The organism is uncultured Jannaschia sp. (assembly GCF_947494055.1).
In the GTDB taxonomy this organism is placed as follows: Bacteria; Pseudomonadota; Alphaproteobacteria; order Rhodobacterales; family Rhodobacteraceae; genus Jannaschia.
Map to the genome: position 1 here is coordinate 175814 of NZ_CANLTR010000002.1, position 20793 is coordinate 196606.

General features: G+C 68.1%; 23 protein-coding genes. 8 read left to right on the top strand and 15 right to left on the bottom strand.

Translation table 11 applies throughout. From position 1 onward, the window contains the following. Nucleotides 1–111: 111 nt before the first annotated feature. A complete protein-coding gene (locus Q1A87_RS02840; protein ID WP_299646835.1) occupies nucleotides 112–291 on the bottom strand; it encodes a DUF3553 domain-containing protein in 180 nt (59 codons plus the stop codon). A gap of 26 nt (nucleotides 292–317) precedes the next feature. Here Q1A87_RS02840 and Q1A87_RS02845 point away from each other — a divergent pair, with 26 nt between their 5' ends. Then, on the top strand, nucleotides 318–938 hold the full coding sequence (locus tag Q1A87_RS02845) for a histidine phosphotransferase family protein (RefSeq protein ID WP_299646837.1): 621 nt from the start codon (nucleotides 318–320) through the stop codon (nucleotides 936–938). Between the two features lie 4 nt (nucleotides 939–942). Here Q1A87_RS02845 and Q1A87_RS02850 read toward each other — a convergent pair whose 3' ends face one another. Genes Q1A87_RS02850 through Q1A87_RS02860 form a run of 3 tightly spaced genes read right to left on the bottom strand, consistent with a single transcriptional unit; the run spans nucleotide 943 to nucleotide 3024 of the window. Then, on the bottom strand, nucleotides 943–1461 hold the full coding sequence (locus tag Q1A87_RS02850) for a gamma carbonic anhydrase family protein (protein WP_299646839.1): 519 nt from the start codon (nucleotides 1459–1461) through the stop codon (nucleotides 943–945). Beyond that, entirely contained in the window at nucleotides 1458–2165 is a 708-nt protein-coding gene (gene gmk, locus Q1A87_RS02855; protein ID WP_299646841.1) for a guanylate kinase, read from the bottom strand. The genes Q1A87_RS02850 and gmk overlap by 4 nt, the downstream gene beginning before the upstream one ends. Before the next feature lies 1 nt (nucleotide 2166). After that, on the bottom strand, nucleotides 2167–3024 hold the full coding sequence (locus Q1A87_RS02860; RefSeq protein ID WP_299646842.1) for a DUF1732 domain-containing protein: 858 nt from the start codon (nucleotides 3022–3024) through the stop codon (nucleotides 2167–2169). 179 nt (nucleotides 3025–3203) lie between these two features. Here Q1A87_RS02860 and Q1A87_RS02865 point away from each other — a divergent pair, with 179 nt between their 5' ends. Then, nucleotides 3204–3884 carry a PAS domain-containing protein gene (locus Q1A87_RS02865; protein ID WP_299646844.1) on the top strand — a complete coding sequence of 227 codons (681 nt, stop codon included), beginning with the start codon at nucleotides 3204–3206 and terminating at the stop codon, nucleotides 3882–3884. 129 nt (nucleotides 3885–4013) lie between these two features. Here Q1A87_RS02865 and Q1A87_RS02870 read toward each other — a convergent pair whose 3' ends face one another. Continuing rightward, on the bottom strand, nucleotides 4014–5387 hold the full coding sequence (locus Q1A87_RS02870) for a class II 3-deoxy-7-phosphoheptulonate synthase (RefSeq protein WP_299646846.1): 1374 nt from the start codon (nucleotides 5385–5387) through the stop codon (nucleotides 4014–4016). A gap of 143 nt (nucleotides 5388–5530) precedes the next feature. Here Q1A87_RS02870 and Q1A87_RS02875 point away from each other — a divergent pair, with 143 nt between their 5' ends. Beyond that, complete coding sequence (locus Q1A87_RS02875; RefSeq protein ID WP_299646848.1) at nucleotides 5531–6532, top strand: GlxA family transcriptional regulator; 1002 nt, start codon at nucleotides 5531–5533, stop codon at nucleotides 6530–6532. A gap of 1 nt (nucleotide 6533) precedes the next feature. Here Q1A87_RS02875 and Q1A87_RS02880 read toward each other — a convergent pair whose 3' ends face one another. The 10 genes from Q1A87_RS02880 to Q1A87_RS02925 all read right to left on the bottom strand — a co-directional run bounded on the left by Q1A87_RS02880 (nucleotide 6534) and on the right by Q1A87_RS02925 (nucleotide 16855). Next, nucleotides 6534–6797 carry a hypothetical protein gene (locus Q1A87_RS02880; RefSeq protein WP_299646850.1) on the bottom strand — a complete coding sequence of 88 codons (264 nt, stop codon included), beginning with the start codon at nucleotides 6795–6797 and terminating at the stop codon, nucleotides 6534–6536. 9 nt (nucleotides 6798–6806) lie between these two features. After that, the gene (locus Q1A87_RS02885; protein WP_299646852.1) at nucleotides 6807–9533 is read right to left on the bottom strand and encodes a glutamine-synthetase adenylyltransferase; all 2727 of its coding nucleotides are present in this window, start codon (nucleotides 9531–9533) and stop codon (nucleotides 6807–6809) included. A gap of 87 nt (nucleotides 9534–9620) precedes the next feature. Further along, a complete protein-coding gene (locus Q1A87_RS02890) occupies nucleotides 9621–10841 on the bottom strand; it encodes a cysteine desulfurase (protein WP_299646853.1) in 1221 nt (406 codons plus the stop codon). Continuing rightward, nucleotides 10841–11392, bottom strand: coding sequence for a YIP1 family protein (locus Q1A87_RS02895; RefSeq protein WP_299646855.1), 552 nt, complete (start codon nucleotides 11390–11392; stop codon nucleotides 10841–10843). The genes Q1A87_RS02890 and Q1A87_RS02895 overlap by 1 nt, the downstream gene beginning before the upstream one ends. 1 nt (nucleotide 11393) lies before the next feature. Continuing rightward, on the bottom strand, nucleotides 11394–12650 hold the full coding sequence (gene sufD, locus Q1A87_RS02900; RefSeq protein ID WP_299646857.1) for a Fe-S cluster assembly protein SufD: 1257 nt from the start codon (nucleotides 12648–12650) through the stop codon (nucleotides 11394–11396). Further along, nucleotides 12647–13402: a Fe-S cluster assembly ATPase SufC gene (gene sufC / locus Q1A87_RS02905; protein WP_299646859.1), complete on the bottom strand. Its 756-nt coding sequence runs from the start codon at nucleotides 13400–13402 to the stop codon at nucleotides 12647–12649. The genes sufD and sufC overlap by 4 nt, the downstream gene beginning before the upstream one ends. Before the next feature lie 34 nt (nucleotides 13403–13436). Continuing rightward, nucleotides 13437–13757, bottom strand: a complete 321-nt coding sequence (locus Q1A87_RS02910) for a heavy metal-binding domain-containing protein (RefSeq protein ID WP_299647110.1) — start codon at nucleotides 13755–13757, stop codon at nucleotides 13437–13439. A gap of 29 nt (nucleotides 13758–13786) precedes the next feature. After that, nucleotides 13787–15304, bottom strand: a complete 1518-nt coding sequence (gene sufB, locus Q1A87_RS02915; protein ID WP_299646861.1) for a Fe-S cluster assembly protein SufB — start codon at nucleotides 15302–15304, stop codon at nucleotides 13787–13789. Beyond that, a complete protein-coding gene (locus tag Q1A87_RS02920) occupies nucleotides 15304–16338 on the bottom strand; it encodes a cysteine desulfurase family protein (protein WP_299646863.1) in 1035 nt (344 codons plus the stop codon). Before Q1A87_RS02920 ends, sufB begins: the two co-directional genes overlap by 1 nt. 58 nt (nucleotides 16339–16396) lie before the next feature. Then, a complete protein-coding gene (locus tag Q1A87_RS02925; RefSeq protein ID WP_299646865.1) occupies nucleotides 16397–16855 on the bottom strand; it encodes an Rrf2 family transcriptional regulator in 459 nt (152 codons plus the stop codon). Nucleotides 16856–16982: 127 nt separating this feature from the next. Between Q1A87_RS02925 and Q1A87_RS02930 the strand changes: the two genes are divergently transcribed. The 5 genes from Q1A87_RS02930 (at nucleotide 16983) to Q1A87_RS02950 (ending at nucleotide 20792) form a co-directional block, all read left to right on the top strand. After that, on the top strand, nucleotides 16983–17636 hold the full coding sequence (locus tag Q1A87_RS02930) for an alpha/beta hydrolase (protein WP_299646867.1): 654 nt from the start codon (nucleotides 16983–16985) through the stop codon (nucleotides 17634–17636). A 7-nt stretch (nucleotides 17637–17643) separates the two neighbouring features. Continuing rightward, complete coding sequence (locus Q1A87_RS02935; protein ID WP_299646869.1) at nucleotides 17644–17913, top strand: hypothetical protein; 270 nt, start codon at nucleotides 17644–17646, stop codon at nucleotides 17911–17913. Then, nucleotides 17906–18484, top strand: coding sequence for an HD domain-containing protein (locus tag Q1A87_RS02940; RefSeq protein ID WP_363322938.1), 579 nt, complete (start codon nucleotides 17906–17908; stop codon nucleotides 18482–18484). Before Q1A87_RS02935 ends, Q1A87_RS02940 begins: the two co-directional genes overlap by 8 nt. Before the next feature lie 409 nt (nucleotides 18485–18893). Continuing rightward, nucleotides 18894–20102: an NADP-dependent isocitrate dehydrogenase gene (locus Q1A87_RS02945; RefSeq protein WP_299646871.1), complete on the top strand. Its 1209-nt coding sequence runs from the start codon at nucleotides 18894–18896 to the stop codon at nucleotides 20100–20102. Nucleotides 20103–20147: 45 nt separating this feature from the next. After that, nucleotides 20148–20792, top strand: coding sequence for a YitT family protein (locus Q1A87_RS02950; protein ID WP_299646873.1), 645 nt, complete (start codon nucleotides 20148–20150; stop codon nucleotides 20790–20792). Nucleotide 20793: the final 1 nt, after the last annotated feature.

Genomic DNA, 20793 nt, shown 5'->3' on the forward strand with positions numbered 1-20793 from the left:
CCCCTTCGCGCAAGAAGCGGCCCTGCGCGGAACCGTACGGAAATCCGCCGAGGGTCGATAAGCCGTAACGCTTCGTTAACTTGCGACATGCGACGAGAAACAAACGGACAATTAACCGAAATCCGGAACCAGCGTGACGCGCCGCCCATCGATCACCTGTTTGCCTGCATGCTCGAAGTTGACAGTGACGCGCGGTCCAATCACCGATTGCACCTGCCCGAGCCCCCAATCGGCGGCATCGGGATTGCGGACGAGCATGCCGGGTTCGAGGAAGGATGTCATGTCGATCATGCGGAGGGCTCTAAATGAGGAATAGTTTGAAACATAGCACGACCAACGACGCGGACGAACCGGACCTCATCGCGCTGCTCGGCTCGCGCCTCTGCCACGATCTGGTGAGCCCCATCGGCGCCATCGGCAACGGGCTCGAACTGCTGGAGATGTCGGGCGCAGGGGCGGGCGGCGAGGAGATGGCGCTGATCCGCGCCTCCGTCGAGTCCGCAAAGGCGCGCATCCGGTTCTTCCGGCTGACCTTCGGGGCCGGCGCCGGCGACGGGGTCGTTCCGGCACGGGAGATGCGCGAGGCGCTCAACGCGATGTACGCGGAGACGCGCACGAAGGTGCTCTGGCACGACGAGGGCGATCATCCACGCTCCGAGATGCGGCTGGCCTGCCTCGCGCTGAACTGCGTCGAGGTGGCAACGCCCTGGGGTGCGTCCGTCGAGGTCTCGCGCAACGAGGCGTCCTGGGTGATCCACGTGACCGCCAAGCGCCTGCGGATCGACGCGCCGCTCTGGGAAAGCCTCGGCAAGAGCGAGCTGCCGGCGGATCTCAAGGGCTCGGAGGTGCAGTTCGCCATCCTCGCCCGCGAATCGCTGCGGTTGCGGCGGCCGGTCTCGGTACGGGCCGACGACACGCATCTGAGCGTGATCGTCTGATCCCTCAAACCTCGCGCAGCCCGGCGCGGAACCGTGCCGCGTTCGCGACGTAGCCCGCGGCGGAGCCGAGCAGCGCCTCGCGTCCCGCCGCATCGAGCGCGCGCACGACCTTGCCCGGCGCGCCGAGGACGAGCGAGCCGTCGGGGATCTCCTTCCCCTCGGTCACCAGCGCCCCCGCCCCGATCAGGCAACCGCGGCCGATCACGGCCCCGTTCAGGATCGTCGCGCCCATGCCGACGAGCGAGCCGTCGCCGATGGTGCAGCCGTGCAGCATGGCCTTGTGGCCGATCGTGCAATCCGCGCCGATGGTCAGGGGGTAGCCCATGTCGGTGTGGAGGACGCAATGGTCCTGCACGTTCGAGCGGAGCCCGACCGTGATGCGCTCGTTGTCGCCGCGCAGGACGGCGCCGAACCAGACGCTAGTCTCGACGGCGAGCGTCACCGCCCCCACCACCTGCGCGTCGGGGGCCACCCATGCGGAGCCGTCGAATTCCGGCCTCACGCCGTCCAGTTCGTAGATCACGTCCGTTCCCTTACCCGGAATTCGTCGTTCAGACCGCGCGCGAAGGCCGACAGCCAGGGCTGGCGGTCGCGACGCAGCCGCTCGGCGGTCAGAATCGTCCTGAGCCGCGCTTCGCAGGCCTCCGCGTCGTCGTTCACGAGGACGTAATCGTATTCCGCCCAGTGGCTGATCTCCGCCTCGGACTTGGCCATGCGGCGGGCGATCGTCTCGGGCGCGTCCTGCCCCCGTTCGCAAAGTCGGCGCTCGAGTTCGGCTATGGAAGGTGGCAGGATGAAGATCGAGATCACGTCCTTGCCGATCGCGGAATTTCGCACCTGCTGGCCGCCCTGCCAGTCGATGTCGAAGATCACGTCGCGGCCGGTGGCCAGCGCCGCCTCTACCGGCGCGCGCGGGGAGCCGTAATGGTGGTCGAACACCTCCGCATGTTCCAGCATCTCGCCGTCGAGAACCCATTGGCCGAAGGTGATGCGGTCGATGAAGTGGTATTCCCGTCCGTCCACCTCACCCGGTCGGGGCTCCCGGGTGGTCGCCGAGACCGAGAAGCTGAGCGTCGGGTCCCAGGCCATCAGACGGCGCGCCATCGTGGACTTGCCCGCACCCGAGGGGCTCGAGAGGATGATGGCAAGGCCGCGCCGCTGGGGCTCCGGGGTCGCCTCCGCGGCCTTTGCTATAGGATCGGCGGTCGGGTCGGAAACGGTCGTCATGTCACTCCACGTTCTGGACCTGCTCGCGCAGGCGGTCGATTATGGTCTTCAGCGCCAGCCCGATCGACGTCATCCCGGGCATGTTCGCCTTGGCGCAGAGCGTATTGGCCTCGCGGTTGAACTCCTGCGCGAGGAAATCTAGCCGCCGTCCGATCGGCGCCTCGACGGCGAGCAGGTCCCGCCCGGCGGCGACGTGCAGGCGCAGCCGGTCGAGCTCCTCGGTGACGTCAGCCTTCACGGCGAGCGCGGCAACCTCATGCGCGAAGCGGGCCCCGTCGAGATCGGCGTCGCGCAGGCGGGCAAGCGCGGCATGGAAGCCGGCTTCGATATGGTCGCGCCGGGCCTCCGCAAGGTCAGCCGCGCGGGTGGTCAAGGCCTCGATCTCGTCCAGAAGGCCGGTGAGCAGCTCGAGCAGGCCCGCCCCCTCCCGGGCCCGATCGGCGGCGAAGGCCGCCGTCAGATCCGCGAGGTCGGCCATGGCCATCTCCGGCGTCAGGTCGTGGTCCGGATCACGCTCCGTCAAGCCGCCCAGAGCCAGGATGTCGCTCGGGCGGTCGGGCGCCAGCGTGTAGTCGCGCGCTTCCGACGCGGCGCGGATCTGGGCGAGCGTCGCGAGGACCGCCTCCAGCGCCGCCGGATCGAGACGCGGACGCGACGCAGTCCCCCCGCCCCCGAGGCGGAGCGACAGCGTGACGTTGCCGCGCGCCACCACCGCCGCGACGGCGGCCCGGGCGGCGGGCTCAAGCCCCGGAAGCTCGGGCAGGCGCAGGCGAATGTCGAGGCAACGCGCGTTGACGGAGCGCATTTCCCACCGGCGACCGTCCCGGTCGAGCGCGGCATATCCCGTCATCGACATCATGGTCTTCGCCTAGCGGTCCAGTTCGACCCCGGCAAGCCGCCTGACGTTAACCTCTTGGTAAGGAAGTCCGAGACAATTTTCGATATATTGCGTTAGACCGTCCGTGGGTGATGGGTGATCGACCGCGAACCGTTCCGGGTGAACCGGCGGGCGTGGTCCCGAAACGATGGATGGCTGGCATGGCAAGGTTCGACGGGACGATGGACGGAATGACGGGGCGCGGCGCCGGAGGCCTTCGCACCATGCGCAGCTCGCCCATCCTCGACGAGGCGATGCGGTACTGGAACTCCCTGCGCGAAGGGGCGGACCTGCCGCGTCGTGCCGCGCTCGACCCGCGCGCCATGCGCCACATCCTCGGCCATGCGATGATCCTCGACCGGGTGCATAACGGCGCGATCCGCGCGCGTCTCGGCGGCCACGTGATGAACGATCTGATGGGCATGGACGTGCGCGGCCTGCCGGTGCGCGCCTTCTTCGACCTCCGCGATCGTGACCGGGCGGTGGAGCTCGTGACCCAGGTCTTCGAGACGCCGGCCTCGCTGGAGATGGACCTTCTGTCGGAGGGTCCGGCCGGGCGCCTGCTGACGGGCCGGATGCTGGTCCTGCCGCTGCTCGACAGCGTGGGCGCCCCGACGAAGGCGCTCAGCGTGCTGGTGACCGACCGCGTCGTCACCGACCCGCCCCGCCGGTTCGGCATCACCAACGCCACCATGGTGCCGCTGCATGCGGCGCAGGAACGGACGGCCCCGGCGATCTACACGGGACCGGAAAGCGATCTGCCCGTGGAGATGACCCCCGCGGAGGCAGACGCCTCGATGACGCGTCCTTCCTCCGTGCCCTGGCTCCGCATCGTCAAGTGATGGACGGGTCCGGGCCGGACAAGCCCGGGACGCAATCGCGCGAGCGTCCAGTCGAGCTCACGAAGGCGCGGAGCGGCACGTCCGCCGCGGAAGCGGTCCGCCGGGACCCGGCGAACCGCTTCGGCCGGATCAAGACGCCGCGCGCCGACGCTCGGTGCGAAGGCCCGACAATTCCTCGGCCACGAGGAACGCGAGCTCCAGCGATTGCGAGGCGTTGAGGCGCGGGTCGCAGGCGGTGTGGTAGCGGTCGGAGAGATCCTCGTCCGTCACCGCGCGCACGCCCCCGGTGCATTCGGTCACGTCCTGCCCGGTCATCTCGAAATGCACGCCGCCCGGCACGGTGCCCTCGGACCGGTGGATCGCGAAGAACTCCTGCACCTCGCGCAGCACGCTGTCGAAGGGCCGGGTCTTGTAGCCCGAGGACGACTTGATCGTGTTTCCATGCATCGCGTCGCAGGTCCAGACCACGTTCGCGCCCATTCGCTGGACCGTTCGGATCAGGCGCGGCAGGTGGTCGCCGACCTTGCCCGCCCCGAACCGCGCGATGAGCGTCAGGCGGCCCATCTCGTTCTCGGGGTTCAGCGTCTCGATCAGACGTTTCAGATCGTCCTCGGTCGTGGTCGGCCCGCATTTCAGACCGATCGGGTTCATCACCCCGCGACAGAACTCGACATGCGCGCCGTCCGGCTGCCGCGTTCGGTCGCCGATCCAGAGCATGTGGCCCGACCCGGCGAGCCACCGGCCGGTCAGGGAGTCCTGCCGGCAGAGCGCCTCCTCGTATTCCAGGAGCAGCGCCTCGTGGGAGGTGTAGAAATCGACCGTGTGCAGCTCGGCATTGTTGTCGGCGGTGAGCCCGGCGGCCGTCATGAAGTCGAGCGTGTCCTGCAGCTTCGACGCCATGTCCTTGTATTGCTGCACCCGCTGGCCTTCGGTGAAGCCCAGCGTCCATTGATGAACCTTGTGGACATCGGCGAAGCCGCCCTTGGAGAAGGCGCGCAGCAGGTTCAGCGTCGCCGCCGCCTGCGTGTAGGCCTCGAGCATCTTGGTCGGATCGGGGATTCGCGCCTCGGGCGTGAAGGCCAGCTCGTTGACGATGTCGCCACGGTAGGAGGGCAGCTCGATGCCGTCGCGCGCCTCGGTCGGGGCGCTGCGCGGCTTGGCGAACTGGCCCGCCATGCGGCCGACCTTCACCACCGGGACCTTGGCCCCGAAGGTCAGGACCATCGCCATCTGCAGCATGACCTTGAAGGTGTCGCGGATGTTGTCGGAGGAGAATTCCGCGAAGCTCTCGGCGCAATCGCCACCCTGCAGCAGGAACGCCTCGCCGCGCCCGGCCTGCGCGAGCTCCTGCTTGAGCGACGTTGCCTCGCCCCCGAAAACGAGGAGCGGGTAGCGCGACAGCCGGGCCTCCGCCGCCTTCAGCGCGGCCTCGTCCGGGTAATCCGGCATCTGCACCCGCGGCTTCGCGCGCCAATCCGACTTCGTCCACGCCATGTCCGTCATCCTTCCCTCTCGACGGCCATGCGCCTAGCCTATTCGGCGGCCTGTCGCAAATGCTGCGACAGCCCTTGAACCGGATCGCCGATTGCGCTTTCCCGAAACACGGCCTCCGCGACCCGCCTCCGGACGCCGCCCGGAGTCCGCCGATGATCGACAAGGCCCTTCCCGAACCGCCCCGCGCGATCCGCGTCGCGATGCCCGACAAGCCGCGCCATTACGTCTTCGTCCTTCTGGACCGGTTCACCCTGATGTGTTTCGCCAGCGCGCTCGACGCGCTTCGACTCGCGAACCGGATGTCGGAGGTGAAGCTCTACTCCTGGTCCCTCATCGGCGAAGGCGGCGAGACGGTGAGCTGTTCGGCCGGCACGACGGTCCAGCTCGACGGCGGTCTGGGCGAGGTCGGGCGCGACGACACGGTGCTCGTCGTCGGCGGCACGGAGATCGCGCAGGCGACGACGCCGCGGCTGCGCAACTGGCTGCGTCGGGAGGCGCGCAAGGGAATCACCCTCGGCGGCCTCTGCACAGCGGCCTGGAGCCTCGCCGCGAGCGGTCTGCTCGACGGCAAGCGCGCGACGATCCATTGGGAGAACCACGACGGCTTCAGCGAGGAATATCCCGAGATCGAGCTGACGAAGGCGATCTTCACCGTCGACGGAAAGCGGATCACCACCGCCGGCGGGACCGCGTCGATCGACCTGATGCTGCACCTGATCGCGCGGGATTACGGCGAGGACCTCGCCGCGCTCGTGGCCGACCAGCTCATCTATTCCGCGATCCGCACCGACCAGGACACGCAGCGCCTGTCGATCCCGACCCGGATCGGGGTGCGCCATCCGCGCCTGTCGAAGGTGATCCGCGAGATGGAGCAGGCGATCGAGGATCCGGTCAGCCCCGCGACGCTCGCCGCCGAGGTCGGAATGTCCACGCGGCAGCTCGAGCGGCTGTTCCGCCGCTATCTCGACCGCAGCCCGAAGCGCTACTACATGGAACTGCGGCTCGCGAAGGCGCGCAACCTGCTGATGCAGACCGACATGTCGATCATCAACGTGGCGTTGGCCTGCGGCTTCACCTCGCCGTCGCATTTCTCGAAATGCTACCGGGCGCATTACGGCTCCACCCCCTACCGGGAGCGGGGCACTCATGCCTGATTCAATCGGGACGCCGTCCGGCCCGTCCGCCGCGCCGGCCCGTGCGCGCCGGCCGGTCGAGCGCCTCGCGCAGGACCTCGGTCATCGGGTGCGGCGGGCGACCGGCGAGGAGACGCGGCACCGCCTCCGCCGGGTCGCCGGCGTAGGACAGCGCCCAGTCGAGGAAGATCGACCGGCACTCGGACAGACCGATCCCGTCGATTCGGTAGGCCTCCGAGATCAGCCCCTTGGGATCGTCCTGCGCCGGTTGTGATGCATTCGCCATCGCTTTGCCCTAGCCCCCCGTCGCGGCCCGGTCCAGCGCCTGCGCGATCACCCGCGCCGCGGTCGCCGCGACCGCGTCGCAGGCCGCCTTGACCGCATCGGCGGAGGGCAGATCCATGACCTGCGCCAGGAAGGCCGCACCGCCGGCGCCGAGCCTGTCCGGCGGGTCGACCTCGGTCAGGAGCCGGATCGCCTGCTGCACGCCCGCCATGAAGCGATGCGCGCTCAGAAGCTCCGCGCGCTCCGCTTCGGTCAGCCACCCCGCGACCGCCATCTGGTCGGCGACGCCGCGCGCCGGTGCGCCGGCCATCAGGGCATGCGTCTGCGCCACGAGCTCGATATCCTGCATCCGCCCCGGGCCCGACTTGACTGCCAGCCCCGTTCCGGTCCGGCCCGCCGCGATCAGGCGCAGGCGCATCTCGCGCAGGGCGTCGAGCACGGCGTCGTTGTCGAACCGGCTCGTGCGAAGCACATCGACCCGCGCCGCTTCGGCCGCCGCACGGAGGGTCGCATCGCCCACCACCGGCCGGGCGCGGGTCAGGGCCATCTGCTCCCAGACCCAGGCCTCCTCCGCCTGATAGCGCGCGAAACCCGACAGGGGCGTCGCGACCGGTCCCTGTCGCCCGGACGGACGCAGGCGCATGTCGACCTCGTAGAGCCGGCCCGGCCCCATCGGCGCGGAGAGCGCGGTGATCAGGACCTGCGTGAACTTCGCCGCCCATTGCGAGGCGCCCAGCGCGCGACGGCCCTCCGACATCGCGCCCGGCTCCGCGCCGTCGTGCAGCACGACCAGATCGAGATCGGAGCGCGCCGTCAGCCGGCCCACACCGAGCGAGCCCATGCCGAGCCCGGCAAGCCGCAATCCCGGCACGTGTCCGTAGCGCCGCGCCGTCTCCCGCTCCGCCTGGGCCCAGGCCGCGCCCAGCGTCGCCTCCGCCAGCGCCGCGTAGGCGTCGCCCGCCGCGCGCGCGTCGACGAGGCCGCGCAGGAAATGGACGCCGATGCGAAAATGCGCCTCCCGGTGCCAGAGGCGGAGCGCCGACAACCCGGTCTCGAACTCCTCGTCGATCGCCGGCACCTCCCAGACCTTCGGGAGGGGCGAGAAGAAGGAGCCGTCGATCACCGCGTCAAGCACGCCCGCCTGCTGCGACAGGTGGCGCGCAAGGTCGGGCGCCGTGGCGCAGATGTCGGCGATGAGCGAGACAAGCTTGGGGTTCGCCTCGAAGAGCGAGAAGACCTGCACGCCGGCAGGCAAGCCTTGCAGAAAGCCGTCGAAGGCGGCGAGCGCCTCCTCGGGCCGTGCGGCGCGGGCGAGCTCGGAAAGGAGCCCGGGCCGCAAACGTTCGAAGATGCCGCGCGCCCGCGCCGATCGCAGCGCGGGATAGGACATCCAGCGATCCGTCACCGTATCGGCGTCCGGAATCGTCGCGTCGCCGGAGGCGCGGGGCGGCGGCGCGAAGGACGGCGCGGTGATGGCGTCGACGGCGTCCAGCGTCTCCCGCAATCCGGTGACGAATGCGTCCGTATCCCCCTGCCCCATGAACCGGGCGATGCGGTCGAGCCCCGCAGCCTCCTTCGGCAGGCAATGCGTCTGCGCGTCCTGCACCATCTGAACGCGATGCTCGACGATCCGCAGATCGCGGTAGGCGCGCGCGAGCACGTCGCGGTCCCCGGCAGCCACCCAGCCCGAATTGACGAGTCGGTCGAGGCCCTCCAGCGTGCCGCGCACCCGCAGCGTCGGGTCGCGACCCCCGGCGATGATCTGCTGCGTCTGGGTCAGGAACTCGATCTCGCGAATGCCGCCGCGCCCGAGCTTCAGGTCGTGGCCCCGAATCTGGATGGGGCCGGCCAGCCCCCTGTGTTCGCGGATGCGCTCCCGCATCTGTTGCGTCTCCTCGACCACGGCGTAGTCGAGATGGCGCCGCCAGACGAAGGGAATGAGCCGCTCGAGAAACCCCTCCCCCGCCGCGACCGCGCCGGCGCAGGCCCGCGCCTTGATCCAGGCGGCGCGCTCCCAGGTCCGGCCCATCGCCTCGTAGTACCGCTCCGCCGCCTCCATCGACAGGACGATGGGCGTCGAGCCCGGATCGGGGCGCAGGCGCAGGTCGGTCCGGAACACGTAGCCGTCCGACGTGATGTCGGACATCAGGGCCATCGCCCGCCGGGCGGCCTTCAGCAGGATCGCCCGCGCCTCGGCGTAATCGGACGGATCGTAGCGGCTTTCGTCGAAGAGAAGGACGAGGTCGATGTCGCTGGAATAGTTGAGCTCCTCCGCGCCCATCTTGCCCATCGCGAGGGCCACCAGCCCGCCGTCCCCCTCCACGGGACCGCGTGCGAGCCGGCCGACGGCATATTCGAGGGATTTGGCCAGCGCGGCATCGGCGAAGCGCGTCCACTGTGCCGCCGCCTCCATCACCTCCCATATGCCCGCGATCTCGCAGAGCCCGACGAGGAGCGCCGCCCGGCGCTTCGCCTGTCGCAACGGAGCCTTCGGCTCGCCCTCGATCGCGTCGATGCCGGCGAGCAGGTCCGCGAAGGTCCGCTCGGGCTCGGTCTCCCAGCATTCGGCGAGCCATGTGGCCTCGCGCTCCATCGTGCGCGCGAGGAACGGACTGCAACCCGCGACCCCGCGAACGAGCTCGGCCAGATCGGCCGGCGGGGTAAGGGTCGCGACCGCCGTCGCACCCGCGTCGGTGTCGAAGGGAATGGGAACGCGCGTGATGCGGCTGCGGAACATGGCGCAAGTCAGGTCAAGTGCCGCCGGTCCCGTCAAGCGGCATGCGCGACCTGCGGACAGATCGCGCCATCGTGTCGTCGCCGCGCGTCAGGCGAAGAGGTCGTGGCACAACTCCAGAGCGTCCACGAGCGTGTCGACCTCGGCCTCGGTGTTGTAGGCCGCGAAGCTCGCCCGGCAGGTCGCGCTCACGCCGAGATGGCGCATCAGCGGCTCGGCGCAATGATGTCCGGCCCGGACCGCCACGCCCTTCTTGTCGAGCACGGTGGAGATGTCATGCGCATGCGCCGCGCCATCGAGCGTGAAGCTGAAGATCGCGGCCTTGCCCGGCGCGTTCCCCTGCACGTTGAGCCAATTGAGCCCCGTGAGCCGGTCCTGCGCGTAGTCCCGCAGCCGAGCCTCGTGCGCCGCGATGTTCACGACGCCCAGATCCATCATCCATTCCAGCGCCGCGCCCAGGCCGATGGTCTGGACGATGCCGGGCGTGCCGGCCTCGAACTTCATCGGCGGATCGTTGTAGGACACCGTGTCGCGCGTGACCTCGCGGATCATGTCGCCGCCGCCCATGAAGGGCACCATCTCGGCCATCCGCTCGGGCCGGATGTAGATCGCGCCCGACGCGCTCGGCCCGTAGAGCTTGTGGCCGGTGATCGCGTAGAAGTCGCAGCCGATCTCGGCCACGTTCACGGGCAGATGCACCGCCCCCTGCGAGCCGTCGACGAGGACCGGTACGCCCCGCTCGCGCGCGCCATCGCAGATCGAACGCACGTCGACGATCGTGCCGAGCACGTTCGACAGATGGGTGATCGCAACGAGCTTCGTGCGCTCGGTCATCGCGTCGAGCACCGCCTGCGGATCGAGCGAGCCGTCGGGGGCGGTGTCGACCCAGACGAGCTTCACGCCCAGCCGCTCGCGAAGGAAGTGCCAGGGCACGATGTTGGCGTGGTGCTCCATGATCGAGAGCACGATCTCGTCGCCCGCCTGCATTCGCGGCGCGGCCCAGCCGTAGCTGACGAGGTTGATCCCCTCGGTCGTGCCCGAGGTGAAGACGATATGCTCCTCGGACGGGGCGCCGAGGAAGCGCGCGACGGTGCCGCGCACCTTCTCGTAATTCTCCGTCGAGATCGTGGACAGCGTGTGCAGCCCGCGATGGACGTTGGCGTAATCCTCGCCGTAGGCGCGCTGGATCATGTCGAGCACGACCTGCGGTTTCTGGGCCGAGGCGCCGTTGTCGAGATAGGTGAGCGGCTTGCCGTTCACCTCACGGGACAGGATCGGGAATTGTGCGCGTACGGCGTCGACATCGAACATCAGAGGGTCTCCGCGACGTAAAGGGAATTGAGCCAGACCCAGACGAACCCGCCGAGCGTGACGAAGCCCACGAGTGATTGTGCCGCACCCGGACCGACAAAGCCGGTGGTCAGGCCGAGGAGGAGCAGGGCCGGCGCGACGACGAGAAAGGCCCAGAACAGCGCGACGCGGGCGTCGAGCCCGGTCCCGCGCCCGCCGGCGATCCGCGCGATCAGATGCGAGACGAAGGCCAGGATGTAGAGCGCGATCGGCACGATGAAGATCCAGCCCATGACCGCGCCCGAGACCAGCGCCTCGAACTTGGCGTCCGCGAGATCGGCGGGGATGTCCACGCCGACCCGCGCACTCTCGGAGAGAAGCGCCGCCTCGAAGGTCGGGTCGGGGGTCTGCGCCCGCCGCACGAGGGCGGGAAGCTGCGCGACGAAGCCCAGCACGGACCCCGCCGCCAGATAGACGAACGCCACGCGCTCGCTCGGATTATGCGCCAGGCGCTCGGCCATTACCGCCCGCGGGCGGAGCCACGCCCGCGGGATGTCGCGCGTGACCGACATCTCAGTCGCGGGACAGCCAATCGGCCAGCCGCTCGGAGACATGCGCGCGCAGACCTTCGTCCTCGATCTCTTCGACCGCCTCGGCGAGGAAGCTCAGGACGAGGAGGTTCGTCGCGTCCCGCTCCGGCACGCCGCGCGAGCGGAGGTAGAACAGCGCCGTCTCGTCGATCGCGCCGGTGGTCGAGCCGTGCGAGCAGGCCACGTCGTCGGCGTAGATCTCGAGCTCCGGCTTGGCGAGGAACACGCTGTCGTCGTCGAGAAGCAGCGACTGGCTGATCTGGTAGCCGTCGGTCTTCTGCGCGCCCTCCTTGACGAGGATCTTGCCCTGGAACACGCCGACCGCGCCGTCGCGCAGGACCTTCTTGTAGACCTGACGGCTCTCGCAATTCTCCGCGTCGTGGGTCACGAACACCGTGTCGTCGTGATGGAAATCGCCCTGCCCGAAGGCCGCGCCGGCGATGTGGCTCACCGCATCGTCGCCGGTCAGCTCGATCACCGCCTCGTTGCGCGTGAGCGCGCCATGCGCCGAGAGCGTGAAGGACTTGAATGTGCTCTCCGTCCCCAGCCGGGCGAAGAGATGCGTGTTCACGTGCCGCGCGCGGACGGGACCGTCGACGCGGATGTGGTGGAAGGTGCCGGTATCGGCGACCTCGATCTCGGTCACGATGTTGGACCGCGCGCCTGCGACACCGCTCTCGAGGAGCGTCACCGACGCGCCGGACTCGACCTTCACGACATGGTGCAGGATCGGGTCGGTGCCACCGGTCGTGCGGATATGGATCGGTTGCGTCACCTGCCCCGTCGCGCGGATCACGAGCCCGTTCGTCGCGAAGGCCGAATTCAGCATGGCCAGCGGACGCGAGACCGGACGGGACCCCGCCGCCTCCCGGCGTCCGTAGACGTCCTTCGCCCAGTGAATGTCGGCCCCGGCCGCGTTGCGCAGGGTCCCGATCTCCAGCCCGTCCGGCACGGTGTCGGGAACCGAGATGTCGTCACCGTCGATCGTGACGACGAGCGTATCCAGTCCCGCGAACGGATCCTCGACCTGATCCGGCACGTCGAGGGCGGGCGCAGTCTGCACCAGCGGCGTCGGGTTGGTGTAGCGCCAGTATTCGTCACGCCGGCCGGGAAGCCGCACGGCCTGCAACCGGCCGAGCGCATCCTTGCGCGCCGCACCGAGCCAGCCGCCGCCCTCCGGCAGCGTCAGCGCGGCCAGACGTTCGTCGGTCGCCTGCTGCTTCGGGTCCGCCGCCATCAAGCCGCCCCCTCGAGGATGTTGCCGTAGCCGTTCTCCTCGACCTCGAGAGCGAGCTCGGGGCCGCCGGTCTGCACGATCCGGCCTTCGGACATGATGTGCACGACGTCCGGCCGGATGTGATTCAAAAGCCGCTGGTAATGCGTGATGACGAGGAAACCGCGCCCTTCGTCGCGGAGGGCGTTCACGCCCTCGGCCACGAGCTTCATCGCGTCCACGTCGAGGCCGGAATCGGTCTCGTCGAGAATGCACATCTTCGGCTCGAGCATCGCCATCTGCAGGATCTCGTTGCGCTTCTTCTCGCCACCCGAGAAGCCCACATTCACGGGCCGCTTCAGCATGTCGGCGTCGATCTTCAGCGCCTTCGCCTTCTCGCGGATGAGCTTGAGGAAATCGCCGGCCGAAACCTCTTCCTGACCGCGCGCCTTGCGTTGCGCGTTCACGGCGGTGCGCAGGAACGTCATGTTGCCGACGCCCGGAATCTCCACGGGATACTGGAACGCGAGGAAGAGACCCGCCGCGGCACGCTCCTCCGGCTCCATGGCGAGGATGTCCTCGCCCCCGAGCGTGGCCGTGCCGTCCGTCACCTCGTAGCCGTCGCGGCCCGACAGGACATAGCTCAACGTTGACTTGCCCGATCCGTTCGGGCCCATGATCGCATGCACCTTGCCCGCCTCGACCGTCAGGTCGACACCGCGGAGGATCTGCTTGTCCTCCTCTTCGAGCTTCACGTGCAGGTTTCTGATCTCAAGCATACCGTATTCCTTCAAGCGCCTTACGGCGCGACGTTCATTCCGTGGTGACCGCGGTCCCGGAGGCGGAGACCATCAGCATGCCGCTGTCCTTGCCGACCACCTCGTAATCGAGGTCGACGCCGACCACGGCGTTGCCACCCAACTCGGCGGCCTGTGCCTCCATCTCGCCGACGGCGATGGCACGGGCCTCGCGCAGCGACTTCTCGTAGGAGCCGGACCGGCCACCGAGGATGTCCGTGATGCCCGCGAACATGTCGCGGAACACGTTCGCCCCGAGAATCGCCTCGCCCACGACGATGCCGTGGTAGGCGGTGATCCGACGTCCCTCGAGGGACGGCGTGGTCGTGGAGATCACCCCGGTCTCGTGCTTGCTGCCCCAGATGCTCATCCGACCGAACCTTCCAGCGAGATCGCGACGAGCTGCTGCGCCTCCATCGCGAATTCCATCGGCAGCGCCTGCAGCACTTCCTTGCAGAAGCCGTTGACGACGAGCGCTACCGCCTCCTCCTCGTCCATACCGCGGGAGCGGCAATAGAACATCTGGTCGTCATCCACTTTGGACGTCGTCGCCTCGTGCTCCACGCGGGAGGAATTGTTGCGCACCTCGATATAAGGCACCGTATGCGCACCGCATTCCGATCCGATCAGAAGGCTGTCGCACTGCGTGTAGTTGCGCGAGTTCTTGGCTTTCGGATGCATCGAGACGAGACCGCGATAGGTGTTCTGCGCCTTGCCCGCGCTGATCCCCTTGGAGACGATCCGCGAGCGGGTGTTCTTGCCCAGATGGATCATCTTGGTCCCGGTATCGGCCTGCTGGAAGTTGTTTGCGATGGCGATCGAATAGAACTCGCCCTGACTCTCATCCCCACGCAGGATGCAGGAGGGGTACTTCCACGTTACGGCGGAGCCGGTCTCGACCTGCGTCCACATGACCTTCGACCGGTCGCCCCGGCAATCGGCACGCTTGGTGACGAAGTTGTAGATGCCGCCGCGGCCGTTCTCGTCGCCCGGATACCAGTTCTGCACCGTAGAGTACTTCACCTCGGCATCGTCGAGTACGACGATCTCCACCACTGCCGCATGAAGCTGCGCGACGTCGCGCTGCGGTGCCGTGCAACCTTCGAGGTAGGAGACGTAGCTCTCCTCCTCCGCGATGATGAGCGTGCGCTCGAACTGCCCGGTATTCTCGGCATTGATGCGGAAATACGTCGACAGCTCCATCGGGCAGCGGACGCCCTTCGGAATGTAGACGAAGGACCCGTCGGAGAAGACCGCGGAATTGAGCGTCGCGTAGTAATTGTCCGATTGCGGAACGACGGAGCCGAGATACTTCTTCACGAGCTCCGGATGCTCGCGCACCGCCTCGGAGATCGAGCAGAAGATCACGCCGGCCTTCGCGAGCTCCTTCTGGAAGGTCGTGCCCACGGAGACGGAATCGAACACCGCATCGACGGCCACCTTGCGGTTCTCCTCGCCCGGCGCCGGCTCGACGCCCGCGAGGATCGCCTGCTCCTTCAGCGGGATGCCCAGCTTCTTGTAGGTCTCGAGCAGCTTCGGGTCGACGTCGTCGAGCGATTTCGGCTTCTCGAGCATCGAACTCGGACGCGCGTAGTAGTACTGGTCCTGGAAGTCGATTTCCGGGTACTGGACCATCGCCCATTTGGGCTCCTTCATGCCCACCCAGCGGCGATAGCCCTCGAGCCGCCAGTCGAGCATCCACTCCGGCTCTTCGTTCTTCTCGGAGATCAGCCGCACGATGTCCTCGGACAGGCCCTTCGGCGCGTAGTCCGTCTCGATCTCGGTGTTCCAGCCGTGCTTGTAGGTGCCCGAGAGGGACTTCACCCGCTCGACCGTCTCGGCGTCGACGCCTTCCTTCACTCGCATCTCGTCCAGTACCGTCATCACCGTCTCCTGTCTCGCAACCGCCGGAACGCCTCGACGAACCGCGTCACCTGTTCTTCCGTCGTGTCTGGACCGAGGCTCACGCGGATCGCGCAATCTGCCTCGCCCGGACCGTATCCCATCGCCCGCAGCACCGCGCTCTCGCGCACCTTGCCACTGGAGCAGGCCGAGCCCGCACTGACCGCGAACCCCGCCAGATCGAGCGCCATCACCTGCGTCTCGCCCTTCCATCCCGGCGTGATCAGGCAGGACGTGTTCGGCAGGCGAGTGGCTTCCTTCCCCACCAAGGTAGTCGGGGCGCCGGGGCCCACAAGACTTGTTTCTAGAAAAGTTCTAAGTTGCGCAACCCGGTCCCACGCACCCGCCTCCAGATCGTGAATAGCCGCCTGCGCCACGGCGCCGAACCCGGCGATGGCGGGCACGTTCTCGGTTCCGGACCGCCGTCCCATCTCCTGCCCGCCGCCCCGGACCCGTGCCGTCACGTCCAGACCGCGCCGCAGCACCAGCGCGCCAACCCCTTTCGGTCCACCCAGCTTGTGGGCCGAAATCAGCGCCATTTCGACGCCGGACCAGTCGAACGCGACCGGGACCTTGCCGAAGGCCTGCGTCATGTCGCTGACCGCGAGACCGGACGGCAGCTGCTGGATCACCCCGGTCTCCGAATTGGCGGCCTGCAGGGCACTTCCGGCCAAGTCGTTCACCGTCACATGCCCGTCCCGCCCGACGGGCAGCGTGCCGTCCCCCCAGGCCGCCACCGCCTCGTGTTCGACCGGCGCGGTCGCGAGGCCCCGCCCGGCCATGGCGAGCGCCGCGGCCTCGGTCGCGCCGGACAGGAAGACGACGTCCGATCCGTCCGCGCCCATCGCCGCGGCGACCTGCGCCCGGGCGCGCTCGACGATGGCTTTCGCTTTCCGGCCCTCGCCATGGACGGAGGAGGGATTGCCCACCACGTCCATCGCCGCGATCATCGCGTCGCGCGCCTCGGGACGTAGTGGCGCCGTCGCGTTCCAGTCCAGATAGACCCGCTCGGCCATCCGCCCGCCCTTCTTCTTGGTGAAAATACTCCGGGTCCGGGCGGAGCCCGGCGTACCGCTATTCGTCGACGACCTGGAAGAGTGAGGGCACCGCCGGACAGGGGACCAGATCGTTGCCGACGACGTCCGACAGGCGCGTCTGGTGGAGGAACACGTAGACATGCGCCGAGAGCGATTCCCACAACCGATTCGTCATCGACTGCGCCCGGCTGCCCGACAACCCGCCCGAAGCGCCCGCGCCGGTGTGCAACGCGCTCACCGTCTCGTCCACCGCCTCCAGCACGTCCGAGACGCGGATCTCGGCGGAAGGACGGGCCAGCCGATAGCCGCCGCCCGGGCCGCGGATCGACTCGACCAGACCAGCGCGCCTGAGCTTCACGAAGAGCTGTTCGAGATAGGTCAGCGAAATATCCTGACGCTTCGAGATCTCCGACAGCGACGCCGTCGCCCCCGGAGTCCGCTGGGCCAGGTCGACCAGCGCCACCATCGCGTATCGGCCCTTGGTGCTCAGCTTCATCGACGTCCCCTCACTTCATTGACGCCTCGGCGCGCAAGGCTTACCTCGTGCCACCACGGAAATCGGTCGGAGGGCATTATCGTCCGGCCCCGTTCCGCGTCAACCGACCGAAGCGACAGGAGCGCGCATGCCCGAAGTGATCTTCCCCGGCCCCGAGGGTCGTCTCGAGGGCCGCTACCACCCGCAGAAGGTCAAGGACGCGCCGATCGCCATCGTGCTGCACCCGCACCCGCAGTTCGGCGGCACGATGAACAATCGCGTGGTCTACAACCTTCATTACGCGTTTCAGGAGCTCGGCTTCACCGTCCTGCGCTTCAACTTCCGCGGCGTGGGCCGCAGCCAGGGCGAATTCGACCAGGGGATCGGCGAGCTCTCCGACGCGGCCTCCGCGCTCGACTACCTGCAGGCGCTCAACCCCAACGCCAAGCACTGCTGGGTCGCGGGCTTCTCTTTCGGGGCCTGGATCGGCATGCAGCTTCTCATGCGGCGGCCGGAGATCACCGGGTTCATCTCGGTCTCGCCGCAGCCCGATCGCTACGATTTCAGCTTCCTCGCCCCCTGCCCGTCCTCGGGCCTCATCATCAACGGATCGAGCGACCGCGTCGCGCCGCCCGCCGATACCGTCGCGCTGGTGGGCAAGCTGCACGAGCAGAAGGGCATCACCATCACCCACGAGGAGATGGAGGGGGCCGGCCATTTCTTCGAGGACCCCTACATGGACCCGATGATCGCGTCGGTGAAGAGCTATGTCGCCCGGCGGATGACCGAGACGACGCGATGAGACGTCCGTGAGCATCACCGAGGATCTGGCCGACAAGCTCGCCGCGCGGGTCGTTGCCCATATCGAGCGGACGGGAGACGAAGAGGTCGTCGCGCTCCTGTCGCAGATCCTCGGCGATTCCTCGCAGACATTGCGGGACGCCTTCGTCACGTCGCTGCTGGTCCAGCGCACCGCCCTGCGGGCCGACCGGATGCTGGCCGCGCGGATGGACCAGTTCGCGGCGAACGAGGCGCGTGACCGCGACGCCATCCGCCCGGCCGGGCCCGAAGGTGGCTGATCTCGACGACCGCATGGCGTTCCTGATGGAAGCCGGTCGCCTGTCCTCCGTGACGCGCGCCACCCGCATCGTCGACGGGACTCGGTTCGAGAACGCGGCCGAGCATTCCTGGCACCTCGCGCTTTTCGCAATGACGCTGGCGCCGCACGCGCCCGAAGGCGTCTCGATCGACCGCGTCATCCGCATGCTGCTCCTGCACGACCTCGTCGAGATCGACGCGGGCGACACACCGATCTTTGCGCCCGGCGCCGAGGACACGGCAACGCAGGATCGCGCCGAACGGGCGGCGGCGGATCGTATCTTCGGCCTCCTTCCCGCATCGCAGGCCACCGCCTTCCGGGCGCTCTGGGACGAGTTCGAGGCCGCCGAGACGCCGGAGGCCCGGTTCGCCAAGGCGCTCGACCGGTTCCAGCCGCCGAATCTCAACCTCGTCACCGGTGGTGGCTCATGGCGGGATTACGGCGTGACCGAGACGGGGATCCGCGACCGGATCGGACCGAAGATCGCACGCGGCGCGCCCGATCTCTGGGACTGGTTGTCGCGCAGGATCGCGGCTTTCTTCGCCAGCTGAAAGATTTTTCCCGACCGACTGAAACTCCGGGGCCTCGGCATCGTGGCTTCGCCCAAGATCGACGGGAAACAGGGCCGTTGCCTGTCTTTTCCGACGATACGGGCGATGCGCCCGAACGAACAGGATGACGGCTTTCGACGCCGTGCATCCATCGAGATGCCGCCGGGTTTTTGGTTCCACGACTGATCGGCGGCCGGCCCGACCGTCAACGCGGTCGGGCCCCTTCGCGGCGAAGGCTTCGGGCCGCGTGCAGCCTCCCGGGTCGACCGTCGTCCCGTAAGGCGGATCGACGATAGATCGGACCTGCCGTCCCGCCGAAACGGTCGGGCCGGATACCGTCCCGTCGCTGGCCCCCACCCGGACGATGCGCTACGACCTTCGGGCAAGTTGGCGCATTCCCGGAGGCCCCATGTCCAAGATCAAGGTCGAGAACCCCGTCGTCGAGCTCGACGGCGACGAGATGACCCGCATCATCTGGCAGTTCATCAAGGACAAGCTGATCCTGCCCTACCTGGACATCGACCTGCTCTACTACGACCTCGGCATGGAGGCGCGTGACGAGACCGATGACCAGATCACCGTCGACGCGGCCAACAAGATCAAGGAGGTCGGCGTCGGCGTCAAATGCGCCACGATCACGCCGGACGAGGCGCGGGTGGAGGAGTTCGGGCTGAAGCGCATGTATCGCTCGCCCAACGGCACGATCCGCAACATCCTCGGCGGCGTCATCTTCCGCGAGCCCATCATCTGCCGCAACGTCCCGCGTCTCGTCCCCGGCTGGACCAAGCCGATCGTCGTCGGCCGTCACGCCTACGGCGACCAGTATCGCGCCACCGATTTCCTGTTTCCGGGCAAGGGAAAGCTGACCCTCCAGTTCGTGGGCGAGGACGGGCAGGAGATCGAGCGCGAGGTCTTCGACGCGCCCTCCGCCGGCGTGACGATGGCAATGTACAATCTCGACGATTCGATCCGCGACTTCGCCCGCGCATCGATGAACTACGCGCTCAACCGCGGCTGGCCGCTGTACCTGTCCACGAAGAACACGATCCTGAAGGCCTATGACGGGCGCTTCAAGGATATCTTCCAGGAAGTCTTCGAGGCCGAGTTCAAGGACCAGTTCGACGCGAAGAGGATCTGGTACGAGCACCGCCTGATCGACGACATGGTCGCGTCCTCGCTCAAGTGGTCGGGCGGCTATGTCTGGGCGTGCAAGAACTACGACGGCGACGTGCAGTCCGACACCGTGGCACAAGGCTTCGGCTCGCTTGGGCTGATGACCTCGCAACTGATGACGCCGGACGGCAGGATCGTCGAGGCGGAGGCCGCGCACGGCACCGTCACGCGGCATTACCGCCAGCATCAGGCCGGCAAGGAGACCTCGACCAATTCCATCGCCTCGATCTTCGCCTGGACCGGCGCGCTCAAGCACCGCGCCAAGCTCGACGACAACGACGCGCTGCGCAACTTCGCGGAGACGCTGGAGAGCGTCATCGTGCAGACGGTCGAGAGCGGGCACATGACCAAGGACCTCGCGCTGCTCGTCGGGCCCGATCAGGCATGGCTGACGACGATGGGGTTCCTCGAAAAGATCGACGCGAACCTTCAGGCGGCGCTGTAGGACGAACAGGCAGGTCCGCCGCCGGGCGGATCTGCCCCCTCCGGTATGGCCAATTCTGCGACGCTCAGAGACAACCGCGAACCGCATCGCCCCGCGCCCGTCGCGCATACGCCGCTGGAGGATGCGCAGGCGTTTCTGCTCGGCACCGCGCTCTGCGCGCTCGGCGTGCTGCTCCTCACCTCGGCAGGGCTCGTGACCGGACAGACCGCCGGGCTCGGCATTCTCGCGAGCTACGTGTCGGGCTGGCCGTTCGGCGTGTGGTTCTTCGTGCTCAACCTGCCGTTCTACATCCTCGGCTGGCAGCGGATGGGGCCCCGCTTCATCGTGAAGACGGTCATCGCGGTCTCGCTCCTGTCGGTCTTCGCCGCGCTGCTGCCGTCCTTCGTCACGTTCGGCCGACTCGATCCCTGGGTGGCTTCGGCGCTGGCCGGCGCGGTGACGGGGATGGGCCTCATCGTCATCTTCCGGCACGGCGCCTCGCTCGGCGGAATCGGCATCCTCGCGCTCTGCATGCAGGAGCGGTTCGCGATCCGGGCGGGCTGGGTCCAGCTCGGCTTCGACGCGGTGCTCTTCGCCGCGGCGTTCCTGATCCTCGATCCGTTCCTCGTCCTCGTCTCGCTTCTGGGCGCGGTGATCGTGAACCTCATCATCGCGGTGAACCATCGCCGCGACCGCTACATCGGACGCTGAC